The organism is Blautia marasmi (genome assembly GCF_900258535.1).
Lineage (GTDB): Bacteria > Bacillota > Clostridia > Lachnospirales > Lachnospiraceae > Blautia > Blautia hominis.
The window spans coordinates 1957028-1983547 of the sequence record NZ_OIWX01000001.1 but is presented as its reverse complement, the minus strand read 5'-3'; the positions used below and the strand labels follow the sequence as shown (position 1 = coordinate 1983547).

Below are 26520 nucleotides of genomic sequence, written 5' to 3'. Positions count from 1 at the left end.
GGAAAAAATGAAACAGAAATTCACAGTATTTGACGCAATCATTTACCTGCTGTTTATCCTAATCATGATTGCCTGTATCTATCCGTTTTACTACGTGGTCATTTATTCCATCAGTAATCCGGAGCTGGCATCCAAGGTGGTTCTGCTGCCAAAGGGCTTTTCCCTCCAGACCTATAAGACGCTTTTTTCTCTGAACAATATCGTGGGAGCCTTTGGGATTTCTGTGGCGAGAACTGTTTTAGGAACTGGGCTGACAGTGGTATGTACGTCCTTTCTGGCGTATCTGGTGACAAAGCAGGAGATGTTTGCAAGAAAATTTGTTTACCGCTTTTTTGTTATCACAATGTATATTAATGCCGGGCTGATACCCTGGTATCTGACCATGCGGGCATATGGGCTGAAGGATAATTTTTTACTGTATATCCTTCCCACAGCAGTTTCCGCATATTATATGATTCTGATCAAGACGTATATGGAGTCTCTGCCCATTTCCATGGAGGAGTCAGCGAGAATTGACGGGGCCGGTTATTTCAGGATATTTTGCTCCATTATCTTCCCGCTGTGTAAGCCCATTGTGGCTACGATTGCTATCTATGCCGCTGTGGCGCAGTGGAACAACTGGACAGATAATTACTTCTTAGTAAATGACGAAAATTTACAGACAATGCAGATGATACTTTACAATTACATCAATCAGGCCCAAAATGTGGCCAACGTATCATCACAGACCATGGCTGACACAGCAAATGCTGTAAAAATCACGCCAATGGCAATTAAAATGTGCATTACGGTAATCGCAACCGTACCGATCATGTGTGTATATCCATTTCTGCAGAAACATTTTGTAAAGGGCATCATGATGGGGGCAGTCAAGGGATGAGTGCAGCGAAAAAAATACAGGATCAAGGAGAATGAGTATGAAAAAAAGAATGAAGAGACTTTCTGCCATATTTTTAAGTACAGCTATGGCAGTGTCCATGCTTGCAGGATGCGGGGGAAAAGACGAGAGTAAAAAAGACACCGGAAAAAATACGGAAAAACAGGAAGAGGGAAAAGAGAGCAGTGCAGACGGTGAAGTGGAGATCACCTTCTGGGATAAAGATGCATTGGAGACAGGGCCTCAGAATACCACCATCGCGGATGCCATTGCGGAAAAGACAGGGGTGCGTCTGAATGTCATTAACGGTGATGCACAGAAGTTTAAAGTGCTGCTGGCAGGCGGTGACCTTCCGGGTATTGTAAACAGTAATTATGGGGATTTGGGCGTGGATGCCCAGGCGCTTTTACAGAGCGGACAGCTCATTGCTCTGGATGACCTGATCGAGGAACATGCGCCGAATATCAAGGAAAAATTTGCAGATGCCATTGAATACTCCAAAGAGTTCCTGAGCAATGACGGGAAACTGTATTATCTTCCCGTTCAGATCAATAAGGCAACAGATACGAAGGTAGTGGACCGTTCCGGTGCCAATCTGGCACTGTATACCAGATATGACTTGTATAAGGAAATCGGTTCGCCGGAGATCAAGAGTACAGACGATTATCTGGAAGCGTTAAAGGCTATGCAGGACGCAGAGCCGGAGACAGAGAACGGAAATAAGACCTATGCTATTTCAGGATGGAGTGACTGGGGACTCTGGATGTGGACCATTCCTTATCAGGCTATGTCAGGGGTTACAAACTGGTCCTACGGCATGTGCTATGACATGGTAAATAAAGAGCCATTGGCAACCTACTATTCCGAGCCGTTCTGGAATTGTATGGAATTTTATAATAAGGCATACAACATGGGAATCCTGGATCCTGAAATCTTCACGCAGAAATATGACAACTATATGGATAAACTGAAGAACGGACAGACCTTTGTGACCTATGCCAACTGGCTTTATAACACGGCAAATGACGCTTATGCCGCAGCCGGAACACCGGAAAAAGGATTTGAGATCGTTCCTACGGGCCTGGACTATATGTACGGCGCTTATGACGGCGACAAACCCTTCGGATGGGCGCAGGATTATCCTCTGGCTCTGACAAAGAACTGCGAGGACCCGGTAAAGGCTATTGAGATGATTGATTATCTGTTCAGCGAGGAAGGTGCAAGGCTTCTGAACAGCGGTGTTGAGGGCGTGCACTGGGAAGAAGTGGACGGTGTTCCGCAGATGACAAAAGAGTACCGTGACGGTGTGGCTGCCAATGCAACCTATGCGCAGAGCGAAGGCTTTGCCTATACCAAGCTTTCAGGCCTCAGTTCCAGCCAGATCTTATCTGACGGTTATCCGGCCAGCCTGTTAAAGGCAGCAGAGGAAGTTAAGAAGTCAACAACCAAGATTGATGAGATATTCATTGCGGACAGCGGTGTTGCGGATGCGCAGTATCCGGGACAGGTCATTGAATCCAAGATTGCGTCCGGTGAATATAAGCTGAGCACAGAAGTGGATCTGACACCCAATCTTATCAAGGAACCTTCTGACGAGACAAAGAATTTGTCCGCCCAGGTAGATGAGTATGTAAAAGTGGGCGTTGCGGATGTGATCATGTCAGACCCTAAAGATTTTGAAGCAAAGAAAGCATCCTTTATACAGTCAGTGGAGGAAAAAGGATATGCAGATGTAGTGGAAGAGATGGAAGGCATCTGGTCCGAAGCACAGAAGACAGCAAAGGAATTTGCGGATAAATAGAAGGCCCTTTGTAACTGTGAGGGTACTGTACGGTTACGGCCCTTTTAAGGCGCTGCCCTGGGGCGTGTCCAGACACGCTTTGGTAGGGCAGTGCCTTTTTACTAGCAGCGGCACGGCCGGGAATTATTTTTACATTCCCTCGGTCACGTTGACAAGCGTCAGTGTGAGGGAAGTGCCGGAACCTTCTTTTGAAGTGACGGTAAGCCCACAGGCATTGCCGTACTGGAGCTTGATGCGGCGGTTGGTGTTCAGGATGCCGATGCCGATCCCCTGGGGCAGGGATGCCCGGTCAAGAGGTTTGGTGCAGTCCTCATTGGAGGCCAAAAGTTCCTGTAGGATCCTCAGTCTGTCAGGGGCAATCCCCAGTCCGTTATCCTTCAGGACCAGGACAATGATATTGTCCTTCCGATACCCGGTAAGGGTAATGGCGTTTTTTACCTCCGGGGAAGGGTTCTGATGGGAAATGGCATTCTCCAGTAAAGGCTGCAGGATAAATTTTGGCATAAGGCAGGGCAGGATGGACGGGTCGATCTCAGATGAAAAATCAATGGGGGTCCCTGTCCGGTAATTCATAATACACAGATAGTTTTTCAGGTAATTCAGTTCGTCCTGTAGAGGCCAGGTAGTCTTTGTATTCCTGAAAAGGGGCTGCAGAAGATTGCCCAGGGCTGTTACACAGTCGGCCACATTTGTAGCTTTGCTCACAATGGCCATCCATTTGATAGTGTTCAGCGTATTGTAAAGAAAATGGGGGCTGAGCTGATTCTGCAGATTCTGCACGGCAAGTTCATGGCGCTCCTCCTGTATGGTCTCATTTTCATCTATCAGATGTCGGATGTTCTGTGACATTTGATTGAACTGGTCTGTAAGAAATTTAAAGTCCGATGCCTCGGCAGCCTCCATTTTAATGCCGATCTGCCCGCTTCCCATGGTCTTCATGGCAGCGATCAGGCTGTTGAGCGGTTTGGTGATGGCATAGATCCAAAACAGGCTGATGATCAGGGCCAGGACAAGAAAGACAGCCAGCAGTGTGATGAGCAGGACCTTTAACTGATGTATATTTTCAAAAAGGATGTCATAGGGCATTTCATAGATAATGGACAATCCGTAATGTTCATAGGGATAATAGATGATCTGGTTGTTTTTATTCAGAAGATCATTGTCCCCCAGAGACAGGGTAAGGTGTACGGTGTTGTCCGTATCCAGCGGACTGGTCAATGCTTTTGTACCGATAAGCTTCTTGTTTTCGGAGGAGATGACAAGGCTGTGGGCATCCAGCAGCAGGCTTTCCCCTGAGACATTTTTCTTGTCATCATGATATAGGGAGCGGAGATAAGATTCCCGGATGTTGATGACTACATAGCCCGAGGTCTGTCCGATGGTCTGAAGCCTTCTGCCCAGGGTGATGTAGCGGGTATCCATTTTGCCGGAATAGGTTCCGCCGAAGAAATCACTGTATCTCAGACTGCCGCATACCACGGGGCCCCCATTCTCTTCCAGGTCCTTTTTCAGTGGGGTCCGGTAGAAAAAGTTAGACAGGTTCCTGTCAAAGTTAAAATAATTCTTATTGTCACTGGAACCGATGATCACACCGTCGTCTCCGTAATAGAGAATGGAATGTATGTAGTCATAGCTTGTCATCATTTCGGAAAAATAGTCGTATACATCGTTGACAAACTGCACATCGTCCGGGGAGTTGATTTGATCCAGCTTCATTTCTTCGGAGAAGTAGGAGGATACCAGGATGTTCCTGCTCACGGTGTTTACTGTGTTCAATACAGTGGTGAGATTGACCTCAAGCTGTGACAGGGAGCTGAGCGTGGCTTTTTCTGACTGCTGCAGGAGCGTGGTGGAGGTATAACGGTAAAAGAACAGGGCAAACAGCAGAAGGATAAACACGCTTGTAAGCATAAACGACAGGATCAGTTTGGATTTCAGTTTCAGGCTGATGGCTTTGTCTTTCAGCAGTCGGAACATGGACAGGTACTCCTTTACTCAGTGGATGTAGTGAAAACACAGGATTTTTTATATTCATTGGGTGTCTTGCCTGTAAACTTCTTAAAGGTCTTTCCGTAATAGCCCTCATCAGAGAATCCGCATGCATAGGCTATTTCGTAGGATTTCATGGAAGTATTCTGCAGAAGTTTCATGGACTTTTCAATACGGTAACGGTTCAGATACTCCAAAAAGGATGTCCCCAGCTCTTTTTTAAAGATACTGCTGAAGTAGTTAGGGCTCAGTCCGACCAGGTTGGACACCTCATTCAGAGTGATCTGGCGGTTGTAATTATTTTGAAGGAACTGCAGGGCCTGGAGGATCTCGCGGCTGCAGGACATGCGCTCCCGGGATAATCTTTCCAGCTTCTGTGCATGTGCCACAAACTGTTCCAGCATCTCATAATAGTTTTTACAGGCAGAGAGTGCCTGCAGAAAATCCCGCACCCATGTATAAGAGTCGTCATCACTGGGGCATTGGTTGTGCAGGTAGACAATATAACTGTCATAAAAAATATTCAGCACCGCTTTTGACGAGAGTTCTTCCTTGAGCTGCTTTTCCAGTGGCTGCAGGAGGAAACCGGATGTGAAGCCGGGGTCCATGAAAGTGTTCAGGGTATGTCTGGTACGTGTGAGCAATGCCTGACACAGAGAGGTTTTCCAAGAACTGTCATAATGGTTCACGGAACCCGGGAAAAGGAAGAATTCCTGCTCTTCCAGCAGGTGGCACTGCTGATACAGGATCCGCAGGCGGGAAAGGTCCTGGGTCATTTCACTGATACAGAAATGCGGGGTGACATTGAAATAGTTCTTCAGCACAGTCTGGATCTCATCCAGCACGCCTGTGATCAGATGAAAGGAACGGGTCTCCTTCTCATTGTAAAAGAGAAGCAGATAGCGGGAACCTGACTCATGTACCACAAGTCCTGATCCGGTCTTTGTCAGGATCTCATTCATGATATTCAGAAGAGAGAACTGAATAAGCTGCCCATGGCTGTCCTGGTATAAGTCCTGAAGCTGTTCGTACTGGTCAACCACCATCAGTGCGGTTACCAGATCGTGGGGCTGGATGGTGACGGAGTATTCCTGCAGGGTGGACAGGCATTCGGACAGGGATGGGATATTGTATGTAAGATGGCTCAGCAGGCTGTGTTCCAGAACATCATAGATGTTCACAGGAGCCACGGAACTGCTTTTGGGTTTTGTGACTTTATCCAAGGACCGGCAGGCATTTTTCAGGACCTCTTCCATCTCCTGTGTGGTCATAGTAAGTTTCAGGATATAGCCGCTTACACCCAGCCGGATGGCTTCTCTTGCAAGGGAAAAGTCATCCAGACAGGACAGGATGATGATCTCTGTGTGGCTGCCGGTATCCCGGATCTTACGGATAAGTTCGATGCCATCCATAAAAGGCATTTTGATGTCAGTGAGTACCAGATCGGGCTGATGCTGCTCATAAAGTTCCCAGGCAGTCTGCCCGTCGGCTGCCTCATCCACTACATACATATTGAATTTTTCCCAGTCGATGGATGCGCGGATCCCGGTGCGGACCAGCATTTCATCCTCGGCGATCAGTACCTTATACATGTGTAAATCCCCCGTACTTTTCTCAGAAATAATAGGACAGTTAAGCACAGGCCGGACAGAAAAATGCCTTTGGCGGGTCCGGCGCTGTGAATGGTAACTGCGTGATAGATTTAGTATATCAAGAATAGGGAAAATAACAAGCGGTAAAACCAAGGAAATAAAAAGACAGGAGTAAATAAGATGAAGAACAAAAAAGTCAGTTTAGGATTGATAGGAGCGGGCAGGGCGGGAATGATCCATGCCAGGAATTTCCGGGCCGCAGTGCCCCACGCAGTGTTGACCGCAGTGGCAGACCCCTGCAGGGACAATGTGCAGGCAGCACTGGAGGAACTGGAGATCGAGAAAGGATATGAGGACTACAGGGAGCTTCTGGAGGATGAGGAGATTGACGCGGTCATCATTGTCACGCCCACCAAGTATCACTGTGAGATCGCAGTGGCGGCCGCCAAGGCGGGGAAGCATATCCTGTGCGAAAAACCTATGGCCATGACAGTGGAAGAGTGTGAGATCATGGAGGCCGCGGCAAAAGAATACCATGTGAAGCTCCAGGTCGCTTTTATGAGGAGGTTTGACCGTGCCTTTACGGAGGCGAAAAATGTTGTGGACGCAGGGGAGATAGGTGATGTGGTCATGGTCAGGTCCAACACCAGAGGACCCAGCATACCAAAGCCATGGATGTATGACATCAGAAAGAGCAACGGCCCACTGGCTGAGGTAAACAGTCATGATATAGACACGCTGCGCTGGTTTACCGGGAGTGAGTTTAAAACCGTATATGCCATGGGAGGCAATTACCGGTGTCCTGATGCAAAGCAGGATTTCCCGGATTTCTACGATAATGTCATCCTGGCAGCAGGCTTTGCCAATGGTATGCAGGGGATGATAGACGGAGCCCAGGGTGTTCTGTACGGCTATGATGCCAGGGTGGAGATCCTGGGAACCAAAGGCTGCATTTTCCTTGGGAAGACCCAGGAAAGGCCGATCACCGTGTGCCGCAGTGATATGCGCAGCTATGAAGCCTTCACCAACAGCTGGAAATTCCTGTTTAAGGATGCCTATCTGGAGGAGGATATGGATTTTGTGGACTGTATCCTGACAGATAGGGAACCGAAAGTGACAGGACATGATGGGAAAATGGCAGTAAAGGTGGTAAACGCCGGGAACCTGTCTGTGTCCACCGGACAGATCATTACATTATGACAGGGAGGATGTATGAATGAACAGGATTGGGATTTATTTTGCCTTTTGGGAAAAAGAATGGGAGGCAGATTACTGCAGGTATATTGAAAAAGCAAAACATTTAGGCTTTGACGTGCTGGAATTGGCAGCCGGATGCCTGCCGGATATGTTGTCCGCACAGAGGGAGAAAATCGCGGACAGGGCAAGGGACGCGGGAATTGACCTGACTTATTGTATCGGTCTTCCGCCCCGGTATGATCTGGCAAGTGAAGATGCCGCTGTCAGAAAATCAGGAATCCGTTATGTGGGACAATTACTGAGCTGTATTAAGCAGATGGGAGGGGACACCTTGGGTGGGATCCTATACTCCTGCTGGCCCGGGGGAACGGTCACATATGATTATAAGATGAAGGCAAGAGAGAGAAGTCTCGATTCCCTGAGAGAGCTGTCCCGTATGGCAGAGGAATACGATATCAACTACTGCCTGGAGATCGTGAACCGTTATGAACAATATCTTTTGAACACAGCTAAGGAGGGCGTGGATTTTGCCCGTGAGCTGGGCAGTCCGAAGATTAAGCTGCTCCTTGACAGTTTCCATATGAATATAGAGGAGGATTCCTTCCATGAAGCAATAGAGACAGCAGGGGAGCTTTTGGGGCATTTCCATATAGGGGAGTGTAACCGGAAGGTTCCCGGCAGAGGACATATGGATTGGGATGAGATTGTCCGCGGATTAAAGGATATCAATTATCAGGGCAGGATCGTGATGGAACCTTTCGTACGTCCCGGGGGACAGGTAGGAAAGGATATTAAGATATATAGGGACCAGAGTGGAAATGCTTCGGACATGCGGATGGATAGCATGGCAGAAGAGGCACTGAAGTTTATCAGAGAAAAACTGAAGTAGGAGGATATCAGAATGGAAAAAATTAAAGTAGGTCTTTTGACCATGTCAGACGGCAGAGAGTATCTGCATCAGGATTACATACAGTTAAATATGGATTATCAGCAGGAAATCAAGGAGGCGCTGGAGTCTACAGGTCTTTTCCAGGTGACAGCGGGGGATATGCCCCTGCACAGTAATGAGGAGGCAAAAAGGGAAGCCATGAAGCTGCAGAAAGCAGGTGTGGAGGCCACGATCCTCAATTACACAATATGGTGTTATCCCCAGTTTACCGCAGTGGCACAGAATTTTGCTCCCGGCCCGTATCTGCTGTTCTGCAACCTCCATCCCTCCGAATGCGGTATGGTGGGCATGATGGCGGCAGCAGGAACCCTGGAGCAGTTAAATGTAAAATTCCAGAAACTGTGGGGTTCGGTCAAAGAGCCGGAGGTCCTTAATAAGATGGTGGATTTCCTGAGGGCTGCGGCTGCGGTGAAGAGGTTGAAGGGAATGACTTTTGGAAACTTCGGAGGCCGTCCCCTGGGTATGTATACCGCTGTGGCCAACCTGGAACAGTGGCAGAAAGAGTTTGGGATTGACGTGGAAAATGTGGAGCAGGATGACATCATCCGCGCAGGGGAGACCGTGGCGGAGGAAAAGGTGGAGCATGCATTTACATGGCTGGAAGCAAATGTGGGCAGCATCCAGTATGACGGCATTGGCCTGACTCCGAAAAAGCTGAAACTCCAGATCCGTTCCTATTACGGCCTGCGAAAGATCATTGCGGATAAAAGTCTGGACTTTGTGGGGATCAAAGCACACGGGGACCTGACAGACCGCTATGTTACCATGGATATCGCGGAGGCATTTCTCAATGATCCCTATGATTTTGACGGACCCAAGGAGCCGATCGTAGCTGCAACAGAATCCGATATGGACGGTGCCCTGACCATGCAGTTGTTCAAGCTGCTCACCGGAAAACCGGTCCTCTTCGCGGATGTGCGCCACTATGACAAGGAAAATGATGTCTGGTTTTTCTCCAACTCCGGCACCCATGCCACATACTTTGCAGGGGCCTCCATGGACCCCGCAGAAAACCTGAAGCATGTGACCTTCTGCCCGGAGACCCATTACTATCCGGCCGGCGGTGCCAGCGTACATCATTTTGCCCGCGGGGGCAGGGTGACACTTGCCAGACTTGCCAGAAAGAACGGAAAGTATGTGATGACCATCGTTCCGGCAGAGATTGTGGAATTTGAGAAGGAAAAAATGACTGCCATGGGTAATACGACAACACCTGCCTGGCCGGTGGCATTTACAAGGCTACAGGTGAGTGCGGATCAGTTCCTGGAAAAGTTCCCGTGTAATCACATCCATGGTGTATATGGTGACTGTGTGGAGGCCCTGAAACTGACAGCCAATCTTCTGAATATGGATGTGCAGATTCTGCAGCAGGAGGTGTAAACGTGTACTTAGACCACAGACCGGAGAAGATGAGGGAGGAAGATTTCAAAGATCCGCCAGCCAGGTTCAGGGGAACGCCTTTCTGGGCATGGAATTGTACCCTGAAAAAGGAAGATCTGAGGAAACAGATCGGGTATTTCAAGGAAATGGGTATGGGCGGATTTCACATGCACTGCCGTACCGGTATGAATACGGAATACTTAAGTGATGAGTTCATGGAGATGGTGGCAGACTGCAATGAGACGGCAAAGCAGAAAGATATGCTCTGCTGGCTCTATGATGAGGACAGGTACGCGTCAGGATTCGGAGGCGGGTATGTGACCAAGGATATACAGTACAGGGAGAGGTATCTTCTGTTCACCCCTGTCAGACAGAATGGATATGAGGAGGACCGTGAAACTTTTCTGGAGAAATGCGGGCAGGGGGAGGAGCCAAAGGGATATTTTCTCATGGCATACAAGGTGCATCTGGTCCGGGGATATCTGGAAGAGTATGAGATTATAGAACACAGTGACAGCAGCGTTCCATGCGGGGACGGGGAAAAGATCTGGTACGCGTATCTGACCGTGGATGAGAAAACATCCTGGTGGAACAACCAGACGTATGTGAATACCCTGGATAAAAACGCTCTGGACCGGTTCATTGCTATTACCCATGAGCGGTATTTTGAGAAAGTCGGGGATGATTTCGGTAAGAGTATCCCTGCCATATTTACAGACGAACCGCAGTTCGCGGAGATGGAGAACCTGAATTTTGCGGAGGAAGAAAAATCCGTCCGTCTGCCTTTTACGGATGATCTGGATGAGAGCTTCCGAAGGATATATAAAGATTCCCTTCTTGAACACCTGCCCGAGGTGATCTGGGAAAGAGGAAAAAATGCTGCGGCTACAGTCAGATACCGGTATATCAATCATCTGACAGGCCGCTTTGTGGAGGCGTACGCGGCAAATATCGGGAATTGGTGTGAACACCGCGGCCTTGCGCTGACAGGACATATGAAGGGGGAGGAGACGCTCCGCTCCCAGACTGTATTTACAGGGGAGACCATGAGGTCCCTGCGGCATTTCCATCTGCCGGGGCATGATGTGCTGTCGGATCAGAGGGACTACCCCACTGCAAAAATGGCACAGAGCACGGCAAGGCAGTTCGGGCGTTTCGGCGCGCTGAGTGAGACATACGGCGTGACGAACTGGGATTTTGATTTCAGAGGACATAAGATGTCAGGGGACTGGCAGGCTGCCCTGGGCATTGCGGTAAGGGTCCATCATGTGAGCTGGCTCTCCATGGAGGGGGAAGCGAAAAGGGATTATCCCGCTTCCATCAACTATCAGTCACCATGGTATAAAGAATATCCTCTCATTGAAAATTATTTTGGCCGGGTCAATGCTGCTTTGACAAGTGGGAGACCTCAGGTAAAGATTGGTGTCATACATCCCGTGGAATCTTTCTGGATGGCGTTCGGACCGTATGATCAGACATATGAGAGACAGGAGGCTTTGGAAAACCAGTATAGAGATCTGTGTGATTGGCTTACCTTCGGGCAGATGGACTTTGACTATATCAGCGAATCCCTGCTTGCTGAGGAGACAAAGCCTGCCTTTGATGAGCAGGGATTCTGCATGGGTGAGATGCGTTATCCCGTAGTTCTGGTTCCGGGATGCATCACCCTCAGGGAAACTACCGTGGACCGTCTTCTGGATTTTGCCGGAAACAAAGGAAAAGTGGTGATCCTGGGACAGCTTCCTGTCTGCATGGATGGGGTATTCTCGGAAAAAATTAGGGAACTTGCCCAAAAGTGTGAGATCCTCACTTTCGAGAAGGGGGCGCTCCTGAAATGCCTGGAACCTTGGCGTGACGTAGATGTACTTCTGGACAGCGGCGGAAGGGCTGACAACCTGGTCTATCAGATGAGGCAGGATGAGGACGGGAAATGGCTGTTTCTGGCACACGGATATGAGAAGGTGCGGGACACGTTCTGGAGTATGGTGGACTGTGAGGACTACCCTTATGTGGAGAATATACATCTGCGGATACAGGGAGAATATGACCTGACGGTTTACGATGCCCTGACAGGAGATACCAAAAAGCCGGAATATACACACAGGGATGGCCAGACCAGGGTTGTGTGGGGGCTGGGAGTCCATGACAGCCTGCTTATGAGGCTGATCCCGGCTGTACAGTCCCGGTACGGCAGGGAAACGATAGCAGATAAAAAAGAACCAGCCTGCAGGATCCGGCTTTCGCAGCCTTTGGAGGTCATCCGCGAGGAACCAAATGTGTTTCTTCTTGACAAAGCAGCATACAGGATTGACCGGGAACCATGGCAGCCGGAGGCGGATATCCTGAAGCTGGACAATATCTGCCGCAGACGTTTTGGTTATCCGCCCAAAGAGGAGGCAGGAGCACAGCCCTGGACCATAAAAGAGGAAAAGGGATTTCCGAATGTACTCTCTCTTCGGTTTGACATTGTTTCCGGCATTGACACATCTGCCAGCCTGGCACTGGAAAGCCGGGATGTGACCGAAATATATGTGAATGGCAGTCTGGTGGAAGAAAAAGCCTCCGGCTGGTTTACGGATGAAGCCATTGAGGTGGTCAAAATCCCTCCGCTTCACAGGGGAAACAACACCATAGAGCTTAAAATTCCGTACGGTGAAAAAGCAAATGTGGAAAACTGTTATCTTCTGGGAGATTTCGGGGTGGAGGTGTATGGTAAAGAAAAACGGATAACTGCCGCTTGGGAAAAAATTGTCTTTGGGGATCTGACGCGGCAGGGAATGCCTTTTTACGGGGGCAATCTCACTTACCGATGCAGATTTTGGGCACCGGGCGGCCATATACGGCTGAGAGCCCAGTATTTCAGCGGTCCTCTTCTTGGTGTTGCAGTGGATCATGAACGTGTGGGCAGTATTGCGTTTGCCCCCTATGAGGTGGATTTGGGCCATCCGGAGAAAGGGGAGCATCTGCTGGAGATCACAGCATTTGGAAACCGTTACCACACCTTTGGGCAGCTTCACAACTGTGACAAGGATTATTCCTGGTTCGCCTCCTGTTCCTGGAGGACAAAAAACGACCGCTGGAGTGATGAGTATATGCTGAAGGAACTGGGAGTCACGGTGACTCCGGAGCTGTTGTGTGAGGAAATTTTTCCGGATGCAGAAAGAGGATGACATATGAAATTACAGTATGCAGCCGGAATAGATATCGGAACCCAGGGAACTAAGGCCGCTCTTTTTTCTCTGGATGGAAGGAAAGTGTCCGAGACATTTGAAAGATCTCGTCTCATTTACGGGGGACCGGGAGAGGTGTGCCAGAATGCCGGCGACATTTACGGTTCTGTTTTAAGGACTGTGAGCGGACTGATGAAAAAAGCCAACGTTCCGCCGGAACAGGTGGCAGCCATTGGGATTGATGGGCAGATGGCCGGCATCATGGCTGTGGATTCGGATTTTGAGGCAGTGGGTCCCTATGATTCCTGGCTGGATACCCGGTGTGAACCCCATATCAATAAAATGAAAGATAAGGCGGGGGATGAGGTAGTCCGCCGCACAGGAGGCCAGATCACCTATGCACATGGTCCCAAAATCCTCTGGAGGAAGGCGGAGAGACAGGCGGAATATGAGAAAATTGCCAAATTCGTTCTGCCGGGGGTGTATGTGGCAGGTAAATTATGCGGCCTGAAGGCCGAGGATGCCTGGATCGACTATACCCACCTGCATTTTTCCGGATTTGCGGACAACCGGAGGAAACAATGGGATGAGGGACTGCTCTCTGAATTCGGCATCGGGAAAGAGAGGATGCCTGAAATCGTAAGCCCGTGGAAGATCGTGGGCAGGCTGACAGAGCAGGCGGCAAAGGCCTGCGGTCTGACCCCGGAGACAAAAGTGGCTGCCGGGTGCGGAGATTCGGCTGCCTCCGCATTGGGAGCGGGAATTGTTGAGAAAGATATGATCTATGATGTGGCAGGGACAGCTTCTATTTTCTCCTGCAGTACAGACCGTTTTACACCGGATCTGAAGTCTGAGACCCTATTGTTTTCCCGTTCTGTGATCGACGGGCTTTACACACCCCTGGCCTACATCGGGGGCGGGGGGCTGTGTCTGAAATGGTTTCTGGAACAGAATGGAAAGGACTATGCGTATTGGAATGAACAGGCAGAAAAACTGGAGGCAGGCTGCGGGGGATTGTACTTTGTACCACATTTTTCAGGCCGCACCTGTCCCAATGATCCCCGTGTGAGAGGGGCTTACTGGGGGCTTTCCTTTCAGCATACCACAGCCCATATGTACCGCAGCATTATGGAGAGTATTGCTTGTGAATATGCATACTATTTTTCCATATTGAAGAGGCAGAATCCCGGGATATCCCCCAAATATATTTACGGTGCGGGGGGAGGCGCCAGGAGCAGGATCTTCTGTCAGATAAAAGCAGATGCCCTCGGAGTTCCTTACCGGCCTCTGAGAGAGGCAGATACGGCGGTATATGCCAGCGCCATGCTGGCAGCTTACGGCGTGGGAATCATTGATGACTTGAAAGCTGCCATGAAACCGTCCCTGGGAGAGGAAACGGTTCTTCCGGACAAAGACAGATATGAGATTTACCGGAAAAAGAAAAAAAATTATGTAAATTTATTGGAAACCCTGGGTACTTTCCGGGGAGAGATAAGAAGAGGAGAATAACATGAACAGTAATCTTACACCACAGAAAATTGCAAAAATGATCGACCAGACACTGCTGAAAGCCTATGTGAGCGATGAGGATTTCCGGACGTTTTGTGAGGAGAGCGCAGCCTATGATTTTAAGATGGTAGCCATCAATTCAGCGCCGGTAAAAAAATGCAGGGAATTCCTGGGCGGCAGTGATGTGCATGTGGGGGCAGCCATAAGCTTTCCTTTGGGGCAGACCACCATCGAGACAAAGGTATTTGAAACAGAGACAGCGATCCGTGAAGGCGCGGACGAGATTGACTATGTGGTAAATATCGTGGAGCTGAAAAACAGAAATCTGGATCATATCCGCAGAGAAATGAAAAGTATTGTGGAGATCTGCCGGAAAGCGGGAGTGATATCCAAAGTTATCTTTGAGAACTGTTACCTGACCCGGGAGGAGAAAGAGATCCTGTGCGGGATCGCCCTGGAGGTAAAACCGGATTTTATCAAGACTTCTACCGGATTCGGAACAGGGGGAGCTACAGTTGAGGACGTACGCTTCATGAAATCCCTGGTTGGAGATGAAATCAAGGTAAAAGCAGCAGGGGGGATCCGAGACCTGGACACTGCCCTTGCCATGATCGAAGCGGGAGCAGAGCGGATTGGCACCAGCGCCGGCGTGAAAATTGTGGAGGAGCTCAGAGAACGGCTGACAGCAGAAGGCTGAGAGGAGGAAATTTTATGACACAGAGGCTGGGAATCAGAAAATCCCTGGACGAGCTGGAGAGAGAAGCATGGGCACCGAAACCTTCCATGCTGGAAACGCCTGCTGTTATGGTAAAACTGGATACAGACGGGAAAATGATCATAAGTGACAGCAGAAGCCGTGTTTCTCTAAACGGCATCTGGCAGATGGTCTGGGATGGGACGGAAGCCGAAAGACTAGATCTGTCTGTGCCCTGGGAAGACAGCATACCGGCAAATGTTCCCTGCAGTGTACATACCGCCCTCTATGAGGCCGGCATCATTCCGGACCCAACGGTTGGCTTGAACGATAAGACCGCCAGGGAGTACAGTTACAAGACTTGGTGGCTGAAAAAGGAATTTTTGTGGGAGGACGGCTGCAGGGCAGACCAATTGTTTTTTGAGGGCATCTGCCATTATGGAAAGGTGTGGCTGAACGGCCATTATCTGGGGGAACACAAGGGGATGTTCGGCCGTCCGGTGTTTGACGCTGCTCCGTATTTGCAGAGGAAAAACACATTGATCGTGAAGATAGAAAATTCTCCGGCCCGTCCCCAGCCCATGTCCGATTATATGGACAATGACGAGGGATGGCATGACGGTGTTGTCATCAACTGCGTGTATGGGTGGCACTATGCCTGCCTTCCAAGCAGGGGCATCTGGGCACCGGCAGGACTGGAGGAAAAGGGACCTGCCTGTTACAGTGAAAAACCTCTGGTGTCCTGTGGGGATACCCATGAGGGGATTGTGGATATCTGCTTGAAAATCCATGGGAAATGTGGAAAAACCATTATATCCGGTGTGGTGGAGGGCAAAAACCATGACGGAAAAGGCGGGAGCTTTTCTTATGAGGCAGAACTTACGCGGGAGGAACAGGTTGTCCATCTGCGGACCCGGATAGAGGAGCCAAAGCTCTGGTGGCCGGTCAATATGGGGGAACAGAATCTCTACACACTTCGTCTGTCTGTGAAAACAGAACAAGGGGATGTGCAGTATTTTGACACCACATTTGGTATGCGGACCATAGAGATGGGGCCGCTTCCGGGAGGCCCTTATGAGGATAAGCATAACTGGACATTTATCGTTAACGGCCGTCCCACATTTATCAAGGGAACCAACTGGTGTACCCTGGATGTGCTTCTGCGGTTTGACAGGAATCTGTATCACAGATTTTTAAGCCTGGCAAAGGACCAGAATATACAGCTTCTCAGGGCATGGGGCGGCGGTATGCCGGAGTCCGATCTATTCTATGATTTATGCGATGAGCTGGGGATCATGGTAATGCAGGAATGGCCCACCTGCTGGGACAGCCAGAAAGACCAGCCCTTTGGGGAGCTGGAGGAGACGGTATTGGTACATATGCCCCGCCTGCGCAACCATCCGTCCCTGATCATGTGGTGCGGCGGAAATGAATCGGCCAGGGCTGACGGGGAGGCTATGGATATGATGGCGCGCTATGCGTTTGAACTTGACGGAAGCAGAGGATTTCACAGGACCTCACCCTGGGGCGGCGCACTGCACAACTACTCCACGTACTGGGATATGCAGGATATTGATGTGAGTCTTAATCTGAGATCACATTTTATGGGGGAATTTGGCATGGCCTCTGCACCCAATCACAGGAGCGTGCTGAGATACGTTCCGGCAGAGGAGGCAGAACAGTGGCCGCCCAGCCGTTTTGGCTCCTTCGGGCATCACACACCCCGGTTCAATCAGCTTGAACCTGACGATATGGCACATCTTGGAAAACGTGTCCCTGAGTTCTGTGCAGGGGATACGATGGAGAGTTTTATCTGGGGGACACAGATGGCTCAGGCCACGGCTGTCCGCCACACACTGGAAGCTTACCGATGCAGGTGGCCCGAATCCACGGGTATCTGCTATTACAAACTGACAGATGTGTACCCGGCCTGCTCCTGGTCCACCATCGACTATTACGGTGTGCCTAAGTTATCTTATTATGCCATTAAGGACAGCTATCAGCCGCTTCACGCCTGCATTTTGTTTTCCTCCATGCGGGTGGAGGAAGATGTAAGGCTCCCGGTTTACCTGCTGGACGATGCAGGGAGTCTGGAAGGAAAAACATGGAGTGTAAAAGTGAGAGCCTATGATGAAAACCTGAAGGTTTTCAGGGAGGCCGTATACAGCGGCAGGGACAGCGCCAATGTGACCTGGCTTGGACATTTGCCTGTAAATGCATCAGAGGCCGGGGACGGTCCGGTTTTACTGACTACAGAGGTATATGCGGAGGGGGAAAAGGTGGATGACACCTTTTACTGGCTTAATTATCAGAAGAAACAGGGGTGTCTTCTGACACTCCCAAGGACGGTCATTACCTGCCATACAGAGCCGGGACATGCTGTGATCTCCAACACCGGAAATATGCCGGCAGTGGGAGTTACGGTGGAATGTCCCAAGAAAGATATGGAGTTTGTGACCGGGAGCAGCATGTTCTGGCTGAATCCGGGGGAAGTGAAAAGAGTTGCAGTTTCCCATACGGAAAATCTGGAGATTCGGGCCTGGAATGCGCCTGAAACTATTTAGAAATGAGAGGGACTAAGATGAAAGCAATACAGTTTTACGGAAAAAACGACTATGCGCTGACCGATGTGGCCAGACCGGAAATAAAGGACGGGGAAATCCTGCTGAAAGTGAAGGCAGCGGCTGTCTGCGGAAGTGATTTGCGGATGATACAGAACGGATACCAGGGGGTAACCAGGGAAACACCCCGTATCTATGGGCATGAGATATCCGGGATCATCGAACAGACAGGAAGATCCGTGACAGGTTATAAACCGGGAATGACTGTGGCCATTGCGCCGAATATGGGATGCGGCACCTGTGATGCCTGTGTATCGGGAAATACCCATCTGTGCCGGGAGTACCGTGCCTTCGGTATTAATATGGACGGGGGATTTGCGGAATATGTGGTCATCCCGGAGGCGGCAGTGCGCCAGGGTAATGTGGTGAAAATAGATATTGACGAGGACATGACCTTTGAGAAGGCAGCAGTGCTGGAGCCTTTATCCTGTGTGTACAATGGTTTTGAGCAGGTGGGGATCAAACCCTGTGATACGGTGCTTATCATTGGAGCGGGTCCAATCGGTATTATGCATGGGATGCTGGCGAAAATGGCAGGTGCGGCAAAAGTTATCATCACAGACCTGAACGAGAACCGTGTGTCTATCTGCAAAGAATTTGATCCGTTTTTCATTACCTATGCGGGCGGGGAACTGAAAGGATTTGTCATGGAGCAGACACAGGGACAAGGTGTTTCCGTCTGCATCACCGCGTGTCCATCCCCGCAGGCACAGGCCCAGGCTCTGGAACTGCTGGCAGTGAACGGCAGGGTGAATTTCTTCGGCGGTCTTCCGGCTGACAGAAGCCAGGTTACCATAAACACAAACCAGGTGCACTACAAGCAGCTTGTCCTCACGGGAAGCTGCCGTGCCAGTCTGACCCAGTACAGAAAATGTATGAAGCTGGTGCAGGCGGGCGTCCTGAATATTGATAAGATTGTTTCAGCCACCTATTCCATAGAGGAGTATGAGGAAGCATTTACCGCAGCTAAAGAGGGAAGGAATCTGAAAAATATCTTTGTATTTTCATAAGGGATACAGGAGGACAGGGATGGGATATAGGGAAGACAGGAAAAGAGAACTGGAAAGCTATCTGCCTTTGCTGACCCGGAAACAGGATTTTGATCTGTTCTGGGAAAGGGAATTGGAAGAAAGCCGGAATCTTCCCCTTGGTCTGAGGGCAGAAAGGGTGGAGGAGTATCCGTCCAAGTATGTCAAAGTGTATAAGATCAGCTATCAGGGAATGGAAAATACCAGGATCCACGGCTGGTATCTGGCTCCGCAGACAGCCGGAAGGGACAGGGTGCCCTGTGTGGTGCAGTACCACGGATTTTCCGGGAGCAGAGGTCTGCCCTCGGACCATCTTTACTGGACCGCGCTGGGGATGGCAGTCCTGGCTGTGGACTGCCGCGGACAGGGAGGCATAACAGCAGATTATGCCGGGTACCGGGAAGCGTACTTTGACGGGCTTGCGTGCAGGGGGATATTAAATCCCCATGAGTATTATTACCGACATGTTTATCTGGACAGTATCAGGGCGATTGACGCAGCCTGTGCTATGGAGGAGACGGACCGGGAGAAAATCATACTCCACGGGATCAGTCAGGGCGGGGCACTGGTCATGGCTGCCGCCGCACTGGACGGGCGTCCCGCTGCTGCGCTGGCGGATGTGCCGGGAAACAGTGACCTGAGGACAAGGGTGGAGGGGGAATACGGCAGCTTTGGCGCCGTTGCTGCATATCTTCGCAGATTTCCCCAGCATACAGACACGGCTTTTGATACGCTGAGTTATTTTGATACCATGAATCTGGCGGACCGTATTACCTGTCCTGTCTTGTGCTCTGTGTCTTTGAAAGATAATACCTGTCCTGCAAAATGCTTTTTTGCCACCTATAACAGGATCCGGGCGGAAAAGCAGATTGAAATTTATCCGTTCTGCGGCCATGAGAATGCTTACAGCATACAGATGGAGAAAAAGCTGGTTTTCCTGCAGCGGTGTAATATAATAGAGTAATAGCAGATATAACAGATATAGCAGGTATGCAGAGTATAGCAGGTATGCAGAGTATAGCAGGTATGCAGAGTATAGCAGGTATGCAGAGTATAGCAAGTATGCAGAGTATTGCCGGTATTGGCTGTGATAACCCGCAGAGTATGTCTGAAAATTACTTTTGGCAAGCTGTGTGCCATACTCCGGGCATTTTGGACAGGGTATAGTGCAGGGGAAAAAGCGGGAGAAAGGCCGGAAAACAAAAAACAAGACTGGAGGAAAAATATGTTAAGGCAGTATATCACACAGGGATGGATGCTTCAGATCCGGGGGGAGGAGGAGCGGATCCCGGCACAGGTTCCGGGATCTGTTTATCATGATCTTCTCTGCAGCAAACGGATGGAAGACCCGTTCTGGCGGGATAATGAGGACAAAGCGCTGAAGCTGATGGAGAATGACTTTATATACGAGACGCATTTTGTACCGGATAAAGGACTTTTTGATACGGACGAGATAAGGCTCTGTTTTGCCGGGCTGGATACGATCGCAGATGTCTATCTGAACGGGATCCTGCTTGGCAGGGCAGATAATATGCACCGGGTATGGGAATTTTCCGTCACGGAGGTGCTGCGGCAGGAAGAGAATGTATTAAAAATTTACTTCCACAGCCCGACCGGATATATAAGGGAGCGGTATGCCCAGTGTGTGACAATGGGCTCTGAGCACTGTATGGACGGATTTCCCCAGATCAGGAAAGCGCATTGTATGTTTGGCTGGGACTGGGGGCCAAGGCTTCCTGATGCGGGTATCTGGAAGGATGTTTTCCTGGAGGGCGTGGAGACAGGAAGACTGGAATCCGTGTATGTGACACAGGAGCATGAGACTCATAAGGTCACGCTGCACATCAGTGCCAAGATTGCCCGGGCCGGGAAAGAAAAGGATTCCGCTAAAGATGCGGAAGTGCTTTCATACAGGGTTACGGTGACGGACCCAAATGGGAATGTAAGGACAGCGGAGAACTCACCGGAGAGTCTGGTCATTCCACAGCCTCTTCTGTGGTGGCCAAATGGATATGGAGAGCAGAATCTGTACGGAATCTGTGTACAGCTCATGAAGGGCGGCAGGGAGATTGACCGCTGGGAGAAGCGGATTGGGCTTAGGACTATGACCATGCACAGGGAAAAGGATGCATATGGTGAGAGCTTTGCCCATGAGGTAAACGGAGTACAGATATTTGCCATGGGTGCAGACTATATTCCCGAGGATAATATTTTCAGCCGCATCACAGGGGAAAGGACAAGAAACCTGCTGGAGCAGTGCCGGGCAGCTAATTTTAACTGTATCCGTGTATGGGGAGGCGGATTCTATCCCCATGATGACTTTTATGACATCTGTGATGAACTGGGACTGGTGGTATGGCAGGATTTGATGTTTGCCTGTGCCGTTTATGAACTGACAGAGGAATTTGATAAAAATATCAGAGCGGAGATCAGGGACAATGTGCGCCGTCTCCGTCATCATGCCAGCCTGGGACTCTGGTGTGGAAACAATGAGATGGAGATGTTCGTGGATGAGGGACAGTGGGTAAACACACCGAAACAGAAGGCGGACTACATAAAGATGTATGAGTATATCATTCCCCAGGTGCTTAGGGAGGAGGACCCGCAGACATTTTACTGGCCTGCAAGTCCGTCTTCGGGCGGGAGCTTTGACGCACCCAATGATCCGGACCGGGGAGATGTCCACTACTGGGAGGTGTGGCATGGAGATAAGCCGTTTTCCGAGTACCGCAAATATTATTTCCGGTATGCAAGTGAGTTTGGATTCCAGTCTTTTCCCTGTCTGAAGACAGTGGAGGCATTTACCCTGCCGGAGGATAGAAATATTTTTTCCTATGTTATGGATAAGCATCAGAGGAATGACGCGGCAAATGGAAAGATCATGAAGTATCTGTATCAGACGTTTCTCTATCCTTCGGAATTTGATACGCTGTTGTATGCATCGCAGCTTCTGCAGGGGGAGGCGATCAAGTACGGGGTGGAGCATTTCCGCAGAAACAGGGGAAGATGTATGGGAGCTGTGTACTGGCAGCTTAATGACTGCTGGCCTGTGGCGTCCTGGTCATCCATTGACTACTATGGCAGATGGAAGGCTCTGCATTATTTTGCAAAACGTTTTTTTGCCCCGGTGCTGTTGTCCTGTCAGGAGGAAGGGATGATGACACAGAATACAAATGTAAACGCACAGCCGTTTCAGATGGAGAAAAGTGTCACGTTTAATGTTTCTAATGAGACCATGACAGAGAAGGCGGTCCGGGTAGTATGGGCTGTGCGCGATCGTTTTGGAGAGGTCCTGCGGGAGGAGGAGCGGGAACTTTTGGTTCCGGCACTTTCCAGTGTGTGGATGGATAAGGTGGAGATCCCGGAAATGAAGATTGAGGAGGAATATATCAGTTATGAGCTTTTTGAGGGGGAGAAGTGGGTGTCAGGGTCTACAGTGCTGCTGACGCTGCCTAAGTTTTTCCGGTATGAGGATCCACGGCTTACGGTGGAGGCTTGCGGGGATGAGATCGTTGTACGGGCGGAGGCGTATGCGGGGAGTGTGGAGATCAGGAATGAGAATGAGGACCTGGTGTTAGAGGATAATTATTTTGATATGAATGGCGGTGAGAGGAGGATTAAGGTGATAAAAGGGGAGGTGGAGAAGCTCCAGGTTAGGAGTGTGTATGATATTCGATAGGGGATGATGTAAGGGGGACGGGATAAGCGGAGGTGCTGTGAGCGGCCACAGATATACACCCCACGGCCCCTCACAGCACCTCCGCTTATCCCTGGTTTTCTCTGCCGGAAATGTGTGATATTGTTGTGGCTCGTGTTGGATTATGACGACGGAGAGTTGGCGAGGCTGTTGGATTATGACGACGGAGAGTTGGCGAGACTGGTGGATTATGACAGCGGAGAGATGGTAAGGTTGGTGGATTGTGACGGCGGGAGAGGGCAAGGATTGGAGATTATGGCAAGGGGAATGGATTGGGAATGATAAATGGACTGGAATGGAGGGATAAGATGAAAGGGCTGAAGGTGCATCAGGAGAAACATTATCTTATGTGGGAGGATGGGACTCCGTTTTTTTATTTGGGGGATACGGCTTGGGAGTTGTTTCATAGGCTGGATAGGGAGGAGGCGGCTGAGTATCTTGAGAGAAGGGCTGCGCAGGGATTTCATGTGGTTCAGGCTGCGGCGTTGGCGGAGCTGGATGGGATCTATATGGGGAATGCTTATGGGCACAGACCGTTAGTGATGGAAGAGGGGAAGGTTTGTCTGCCGGGAAAGCAGGGGGAATCGTTTTCCGGGGCGGAGGAGTGTGCGGCGTATTGGGAGCATGTGGACTGGGTTGTTCACAGGGCTGCGGAATTGGGACTTTTTATGGGGATTCTGCCCTGCTGGGGGGATAAATGGAATAAAAAGTGGGGATGCGGGCCTGAGATCTTTCGGGATTCGGACAGTGCTTATGAATATGGTGCCTGGATAGGAGAACGGTATCGGGGGGATTGGAATGTTATTTGGATCCTGGGCGGTGACAGGCCGGTGGAAAATGAAGGACAGGAGAGTGTGCTGGATGCAATGGCAGCGGGGATCAGGAGCAGGGATACGAGGCATTTGATGACGTTTCACCCCAGCGGCGCATCTTGTTCCACGGATTTTTTGAAGTATAAGCCGTATATTGATTTTAATTGCTGTCAGTCGGGTCATGGGCTGGAGGGATATGAGAGCTGGAAGTTTATCAGGAAGATGCAGGAGGAGGAAGAGAAGCCCTGTCTTGATATGGAACCCAGGTATGAGGGACACCCGGCGTGTTTTCAGCCGGAGTATGGTGTGTTTTGGGGAGAACGTGAGGTAAGGCAGAATGGGTATTGGAATCTTCTTCAGGGGGCCTGTGGCTGTGTTTACGGCCACCATGGGGTATGGTGTTTCTGCAGGGAGAAGGACAGCGGGCATTTGAAGACCTGGTGGGAAGGGCTTGAGGAGAAGGGGGCCGGACAGATGCGGTATATGGAACAACTGCGGCTGTGCAGGCCGTTTTTTGAACTGCGCCCGGCACCGGAGCTTGTGGAACAGGAGGAGTGGTGCGGACAGTATATTGCCGCAGCCAGAGGAGATAAATATGCGTTTCTGTACACACCATATGGGCAGGAGATGAAAGTCCATCTGGAGAAGATAGGGGATGGACCGGTACAGTGCAGCTGGTTTGATCCTGCAGATGGTGTATTTAAGAAAAAAGAAATCTGGCCGCCCTGCCCGGTTGTTCTGAGACCGCCGGATGCAGGGCATGACTGGGTTGCTGTGTTGGATTTTTAAGGGCTGATTGGGACCGATGTATGAAACCTGTTTACAGATAGACCGCTATCATGATCCGGAAGGACAAAATCAGGTGCGGACGTAAATCTGATAACCAAACTCGTTCCAGGTTACGGTATCGGGGGATTCGGGGCCGCCGCATGGCTGAGGTTCGATGGTTACGGTGATGCTTGTCTTGCCCGTTAGATATTTGAGTGGAATGACAAATTCATCCTCCAGCCATCTTTTATATGGATTGTGGTCCGGGAAATACCAGGGATATTCTTCCACTAACGTTTGATCTACATATACGGAAGCTTTTTGACGGCCGTATTTTTGGTCACTGACTCTTCGGAGGAGGACGGCCGTTGTGTTTGGCGGGATCCGGAAAGTAAAGGAACGTGGCTTTCTGCTGTAGTGTCCGTAAAGGGTAACAGGTATATGGTCATCATCTCCCTCAAAATAGGAGGTGAGAGGTACGGGAACAAGATCATCTTCACATGTATAGTGGAATTGTTCCAGCGTATGGGGATCTTGAAATTGTATTTCTCCTGTTTTTTTCAGTTTCACATCATCTCTTCCGTAGTAAAAGACCATACCGGAGTGTTCCATGTACAAATCATTGCATCCGCCCGATTCGATTCCGAAGCGAAAACCGGAGTAGAAGGGATACCAGTCCCCTAAAAGGGAGCGGTGCATGGACCAGTCTTTGTGCTCATGCCCGTCATAACCGCTTGCGGGATTGCATTCCTGGGGTGTTTCAAATCCCCAGCCATAGCAGGAATAGCTTTCAGAACCGTCACTCTCGATCTGCGGTGTACGCAGTCCGTCAAAATGGATGCGCACATCACCTTCGCAGTCAGCTCTGGATTCAGGGGAGGCTCCAAATGCAGTGATGGTGGAGGAAACGATATGACCGTATCCGGATACCTGCGCAAGCAGGCTGTCAGCGCCCTCGGTATGTTTTCTTTTGAAGTAAGGAGCACCTCTGAAATATAGAAATCCGTTTTCCCGGTAGTATTGGTTCCATTCGCGGGTCCAGAGAATCTCGGCAAAGGGGATCTCAATAACAGAATCTCCATTGTTTTTTAGGACCAGGCTGGCACTTTCAGAGAAGGGCATGGGATAAAAATTATAATAGTACCCGTCTGTATTCATACCGGACAACAGATATCGTACACTGTGATATCCCAGCTCATTGGAGAAGAGGCATCCAAAAGGTGCATCAAGATCAGGAGTGCTGTGTCCGTCCCAACACGCACGGAGGGATAGGGCGTGAAGATGCATAGGTAAATACGGTCCGGTCAGAAAGCGGATGCCGGCTATACAGGCATTTTCATTGCAGGTGAAAAGAGGAAATTCTTCTCCTGGTCTTAGAGTGAGATTTGTAAGCCGGTGGCGCTTTGGTGACTGCAGGGAGTGTATGCAGCTTCCGGTTTGTTTCCATAGGGCCGTCAGCTTCTGCAGTGCAGGATTTTCTGCGGGGGAGAAGGTTTCTATGCTGTCCCGGTTTTCAAAGGAATGATAGATGACATGCCCCCAGCCGCCCTCATTTTTTTCCCTGTCACAGCCTTCCAGACGGATGCTGCTGGTGATCTTACAGCTTTTCTTGTATGGCATGGGTACAAAACTGCGTACCACTCGGATAGGACCTCTGCCGTTATCGTAAGGTCCTATATAGCGGGAGGCCAGCGGCTCTGTGAAAGGGTATTTTTCGCCGAATTGGGAGTGGCGGATGGTAAAGCGCGGCGTTTTCTCCCCGTCAAAGTAAAAACGAAAAACAGGCTCCTCGCAGCTTGGATAGCGGTGCTGGACAAAATTATAGATACATCCCGGGCCCAGGTGTTCAAAAAGGACCCATTCTTTGTTGGCGTCCCGGTAGAGGACCCAGTCCCAGTCGGCATTTCCGCCTGTTTTGTCGATGCTTCCCTCATAGTGCGCCCTGCAGTCTGCCTTGGGGACAGGGAGAGATTTGGGATCTGTCATGGTTTCGTAAATATTCATATAGGAATCTCCTGTCTTTTTGTGTTTGAGGTTATTATAAAAAACAGAGGGATTATCTCAATGGATGATATTATGATTTTTTGGAAAAAAGAAGGAAATGGGTAACAGTTCAGACAGGTCCGCACATTTACTGCGCCAACTGTATGAAGAAGTAGTGCCAGCAGGCATCCAGCACATCGCGAAGTGATTTTTAATGGCTGGATGCGTAACGGTTCAGCTTATCTGAACTGTTACGGAAATGGGGATCATGAGGCAGAAGAATATGGGCGAGATCCCGAGGTGGATCGTAAGGGGAAGAGAATGTCAATATCAGGAACATATAAGTCAATATAAGCTCTTGCTGTATGGGGGAAGGCGGGATAAGATGAAAAAAAGTAACGTGGATGTCCTGTCCGGATGGGCGGGGCAGGAAGCAAAATAGGAGGATATTTA

Annotated in this window: 19 protein-coding genes; 16 read left to right on the top strand and 3 right to left on the bottom strand. The window is 49.9% G+C overall.

What is annotated here, in order from left to right; translation table 11 throughout:
- The first annotated feature begins 7 nt into the window (after positions 1-7).
- Positions 8-880: a carbohydrate ABC transporter permease gene (locus C6P39_RS08750; RefSeq protein WP_095174504.1), complete on the top strand. Its 873-nt coding sequence runs from the start codon at positions 8-10 to the stop codon at positions 878-880.
- 37 nt (positions 881-917) lie between these two features.
- A complete protein-coding gene (locus C6P39_RS08745) occupies positions 918-2678 on the top strand; it encodes a type 2 periplasmic-binding domain-containing protein (RefSeq protein WP_095174505.1) in 1761 nt (586 codons plus the stop codon).
- 129 nt (positions 2679-2807) lie between these two features.
- Here C6P39_RS08745 and C6P39_RS08740 read toward each other — a convergent pair whose 3' ends face one another.
- Positions 2808-4655, bottom strand: a complete 1848-nt coding sequence (locus tag C6P39_RS08740; protein ID WP_104803502.1) for a sensor histidine kinase — start codon at positions 4653-4655, stop codon at positions 2808-2810.
- 14 nt (positions 4656-4669) lie between these two features.
- On the bottom strand, positions 4670-6259 hold the full coding sequence (locus C6P39_RS08735) for a response regulator transcription factor (protein ID WP_104803501.1): 1590 nt from the start codon (positions 6257-6259) through the stop codon (positions 4670-4672).
- A 180-nt stretch (positions 6260-6439) separates the two neighbouring features.
- Between C6P39_RS08735 and C6P39_RS08730 the strand changes: the two genes are divergently transcribed.
- The 13 genes from C6P39_RS08730 to C6P39_RS08675 all read left to right on the top strand — a co-directional run bounded on the left by C6P39_RS08730 (position 6440) and on the right by C6P39_RS08675 (position 24105).
- Positions 6440-7459 (top strand): Gfo/Idh/MocA family oxidoreductase, encoded by a 1020-nt coding sequence (locus tag C6P39_RS08730; RefSeq protein WP_104803500.1) that lies wholly within the window; start codon positions 6440-6442, stop codon positions 7457-7459.
- 16 nt (positions 7460-7475) lie between these two features.
- The gene (locus tag C6P39_RS08725; RefSeq protein WP_104803499.1) at positions 7476-8345 is read left to right on the top strand and encodes a D-psicose 3-epimerase; all 870 of its coding nucleotides are present in this window, start codon (positions 7476-7478) and stop codon (positions 8343-8345) included.
- A 12-nt stretch (positions 8346-8357) separates the two neighbouring features.
- Entirely contained in the window at positions 8358-9785 is a 1428-nt protein-coding gene (locus C6P39_RS08720; protein WP_104803498.1) for an L-fucose/L-arabinose isomerase family protein, read from the top strand.
- Positions 9786-9787: 2 nt separating this feature from the next.
- Positions 9788-12955: a hypothetical protein gene (locus C6P39_RS08715; protein WP_104803497.1), complete on the top strand. Its 3168-nt coding sequence runs from the start codon at positions 9788-9790 to the stop codon at positions 12953-12955.
- A gap of 3 nt (positions 12956-12958) precedes the next feature.
- Positions 12959-14464, top strand: coding sequence for a xylulokinase (locus tag C6P39_RS08710; protein WP_104803496.1), 1506 nt, complete (start codon positions 12959-12961; stop codon positions 14462-14464).
- A gap of 1 nt (position 14465) precedes the next feature.
- Positions 14466-15161, top strand: a complete 696-nt coding sequence (gene deoC, locus C6P39_RS08705) for a deoxyribose-phosphate aldolase (protein WP_104803495.1) — start codon at positions 14466-14468, stop codon at positions 15159-15161.
- A 14-nt stretch (positions 15162-15175) separates the two neighbouring features.
- Positions 15176-17722: a glycoside hydrolase family 2 protein gene (locus C6P39_RS08700; protein WP_104803494.1), complete on the top strand. Its 2547-nt coding sequence runs from the start codon at positions 15176-15178 to the stop codon at positions 17720-17722.
- Positions 17723-17739: 17 nt separating this feature from the next.
- Entirely contained in the window at positions 17740-18789 is a 1050-nt protein-coding gene (locus C6P39_RS08695) for an alcohol dehydrogenase catalytic domain-containing protein (RefSeq protein ID WP_095174515.1), read from the top strand.
- Between the two features lie 19 nt (positions 18790-18808).
- A complete protein-coding gene (locus tag C6P39_RS08690; RefSeq protein ID WP_104803493.1) occupies positions 18809-19771 on the top strand; it encodes an acetylxylan esterase in 963 nt (320 codons plus the stop codon).
- Between the two features lie 26 nt (positions 19772-19797).
- Positions 19798-19974 (top strand): hypothetical protein, encoded by a 177-nt coding sequence (locus C6P39_RS27435; RefSeq protein ID WP_158661510.1) that lies wholly within the window; start codon positions 19798-19800, stop codon positions 19972-19974.
- 58 nt (positions 19975-20032) lie between these two features.
- A complete protein-coding gene (locus C6P39_RS08685) occupies positions 20033-22486 on the top strand; it encodes a glycoside hydrolase family 2 protein (RefSeq protein WP_104805888.1) in 2454 nt (817 codons plus the stop codon).
- A 135-nt stretch (positions 22487-22621) separates the two neighbouring features.
- Positions 22622-22786, top strand: a complete 165-nt coding sequence (locus C6P39_RS08680; protein WP_158661509.1) for a hypothetical protein — start codon at positions 22622-22624, stop codon at positions 22784-22786.
- A complete protein-coding gene (locus tag C6P39_RS08675) occupies positions 22783-24105 on the top strand; it encodes an apiosidase-like domain-containing protein (protein ID WP_104803491.1) in 1323 nt (440 codons plus the stop codon). Before C6P39_RS08680 ends, C6P39_RS08675 begins: the two co-directional genes overlap by 4 nt.
- Positions 24106-24174: 69 nt before the next feature.
- Here the strand turns inward: C6P39_RS08675 and C6P39_RS08670 are convergent, their stop codons facing one another.
- Complete coding sequence (locus C6P39_RS08670) at positions 24175-26088, bottom strand: DUF2961 domain-containing protein (RefSeq protein WP_104803490.1); 1914 nt, start codon at positions 26086-26088, stop codon at positions 24175-24177.
- A 247-nt stretch (positions 26089-26335) separates the two neighbouring features.
- Here C6P39_RS08670 and C6P39_RS27430 point away from each other — a divergent pair, with 247 nt between their 5' ends.
- Positions 26336-26509 carry a hypothetical protein gene (locus C6P39_RS27430; RefSeq protein ID WP_158661508.1) on the top strand — a complete coding sequence of 58 codons (174 nt, stop codon included), beginning with the start codon at positions 26336-26338 and terminating at the stop codon, positions 26507-26509.
- The last annotated feature ends 11 nt before the right edge of the window (positions 26510-26520 follow it).

Bases quoted from the DNA above. Each gene is read 5' to 3' on its own strand.
- C6P39_RS08750 (WP_095174504.1), top strand. From the start codon at position 8: ATGAAACAGAAATTCACAGTATTTGACGCAATCATTTACCTGCTGTTT.
- C6P39_RS08745 (WP_095174505.1), top strand. From the start codon at position 918: ATGAAAAAAAGAATGAAGAGACTTTCTGCCATATTTTTAAGTACAGCT.
- C6P39_RS08740 (WP_104803502.1), bottom strand. From the start codon at position 4,655: ATGTTCCGACTGCTGAAAGACAAAGCCATCAGCCTGAAACTGAAATCC.
- C6P39_RS08735 (WP_104803501.1), bottom strand. From the start codon at position 6,259: ATGTATAAGGTACTGATCGCCGAGGATGAAATGCTGGTCCGCACCGGG.
- C6P39_RS08730 (WP_104803500.1), top strand. From the start codon at position 6,440: ATGAAGAACAAAAAAGTCAGTTTAGGATTGATAGGAGCGGGCAGGGCG.
- C6P39_RS08725 (WP_104803499.1), top strand. From the start codon at position 7,476: ATGAACAGGATTGGGATTTATTTTGCCTTTTGGGAAAAAGAATGGGAG.
- C6P39_RS08720 (WP_104803498.1), top strand. From the start codon at position 8,358: ATGGAAAAAATTAAAGTAGGTCTTTTGACCATGTCAGACGGCAGAGAG.
- C6P39_RS08710 (WP_104803496.1), top strand. From the start codon at position 12,959: ATGAAATTACAGTATGCAGCCGGAATAGATATCGGAACCCAGGGAACT.
- deoC (WP_104803495.1), top strand. From the start codon at position 14,466: ATGAACAGTAATCTTACACCACAGAAAATTGCAAAAATGATCGACCAG.
- C6P39_RS08700 (WP_104803494.1), top strand. From the start codon at position 15,176: ATGACACAGAGGCTGGGAATCAGAAAATCCCTGGACGAGCTGGAGAGA.
- C6P39_RS08695 (WP_095174515.1), top strand. From the start codon at position 17,740: ATGAAAGCAATACAGTTTTACGGAAAAAACGACTATGCGCTGACCGAT.
- C6P39_RS08690 (WP_104803493.1), top strand. From the start codon at position 18,809: ATGGGATATAGGGAAGACAGGAAAAGAGAACTGGAAAGCTATCTGCCT.
- C6P39_RS27435 (WP_158661510.1), top strand. From the start codon at position 19,798: ATGCAGAGTATAGCAGGTATGCAGAGTATAGCAGGTATGCAGAGTATA.
- C6P39_RS08685 (WP_104805888.1), top strand. From the start codon at position 20,033: ATGTTAAGGCAGTATATCACACAGGGATGGATGCTTCAGATCCGGGGG.
- C6P39_RS08675 (WP_104803491.1), top strand. From the start codon at position 22,783: ATGATAAATGGACTGGAATGGAGGGATAAGATGAAAGGGCTGAAGGTG.
- C6P39_RS08670 (WP_104803490.1), bottom strand. From the start codon at position 26,088: ATGAATATTTACGAAACCATGACAGATCCCAAATCTCTCCCTGTCCCC.
- C6P39_RS27430 (WP_158661508.1), top strand. From the start codon at position 26,336: ATGAGGCAGAAGAATATGGGCGAGATCCCGAGGTGGATCGTAAGGGGA.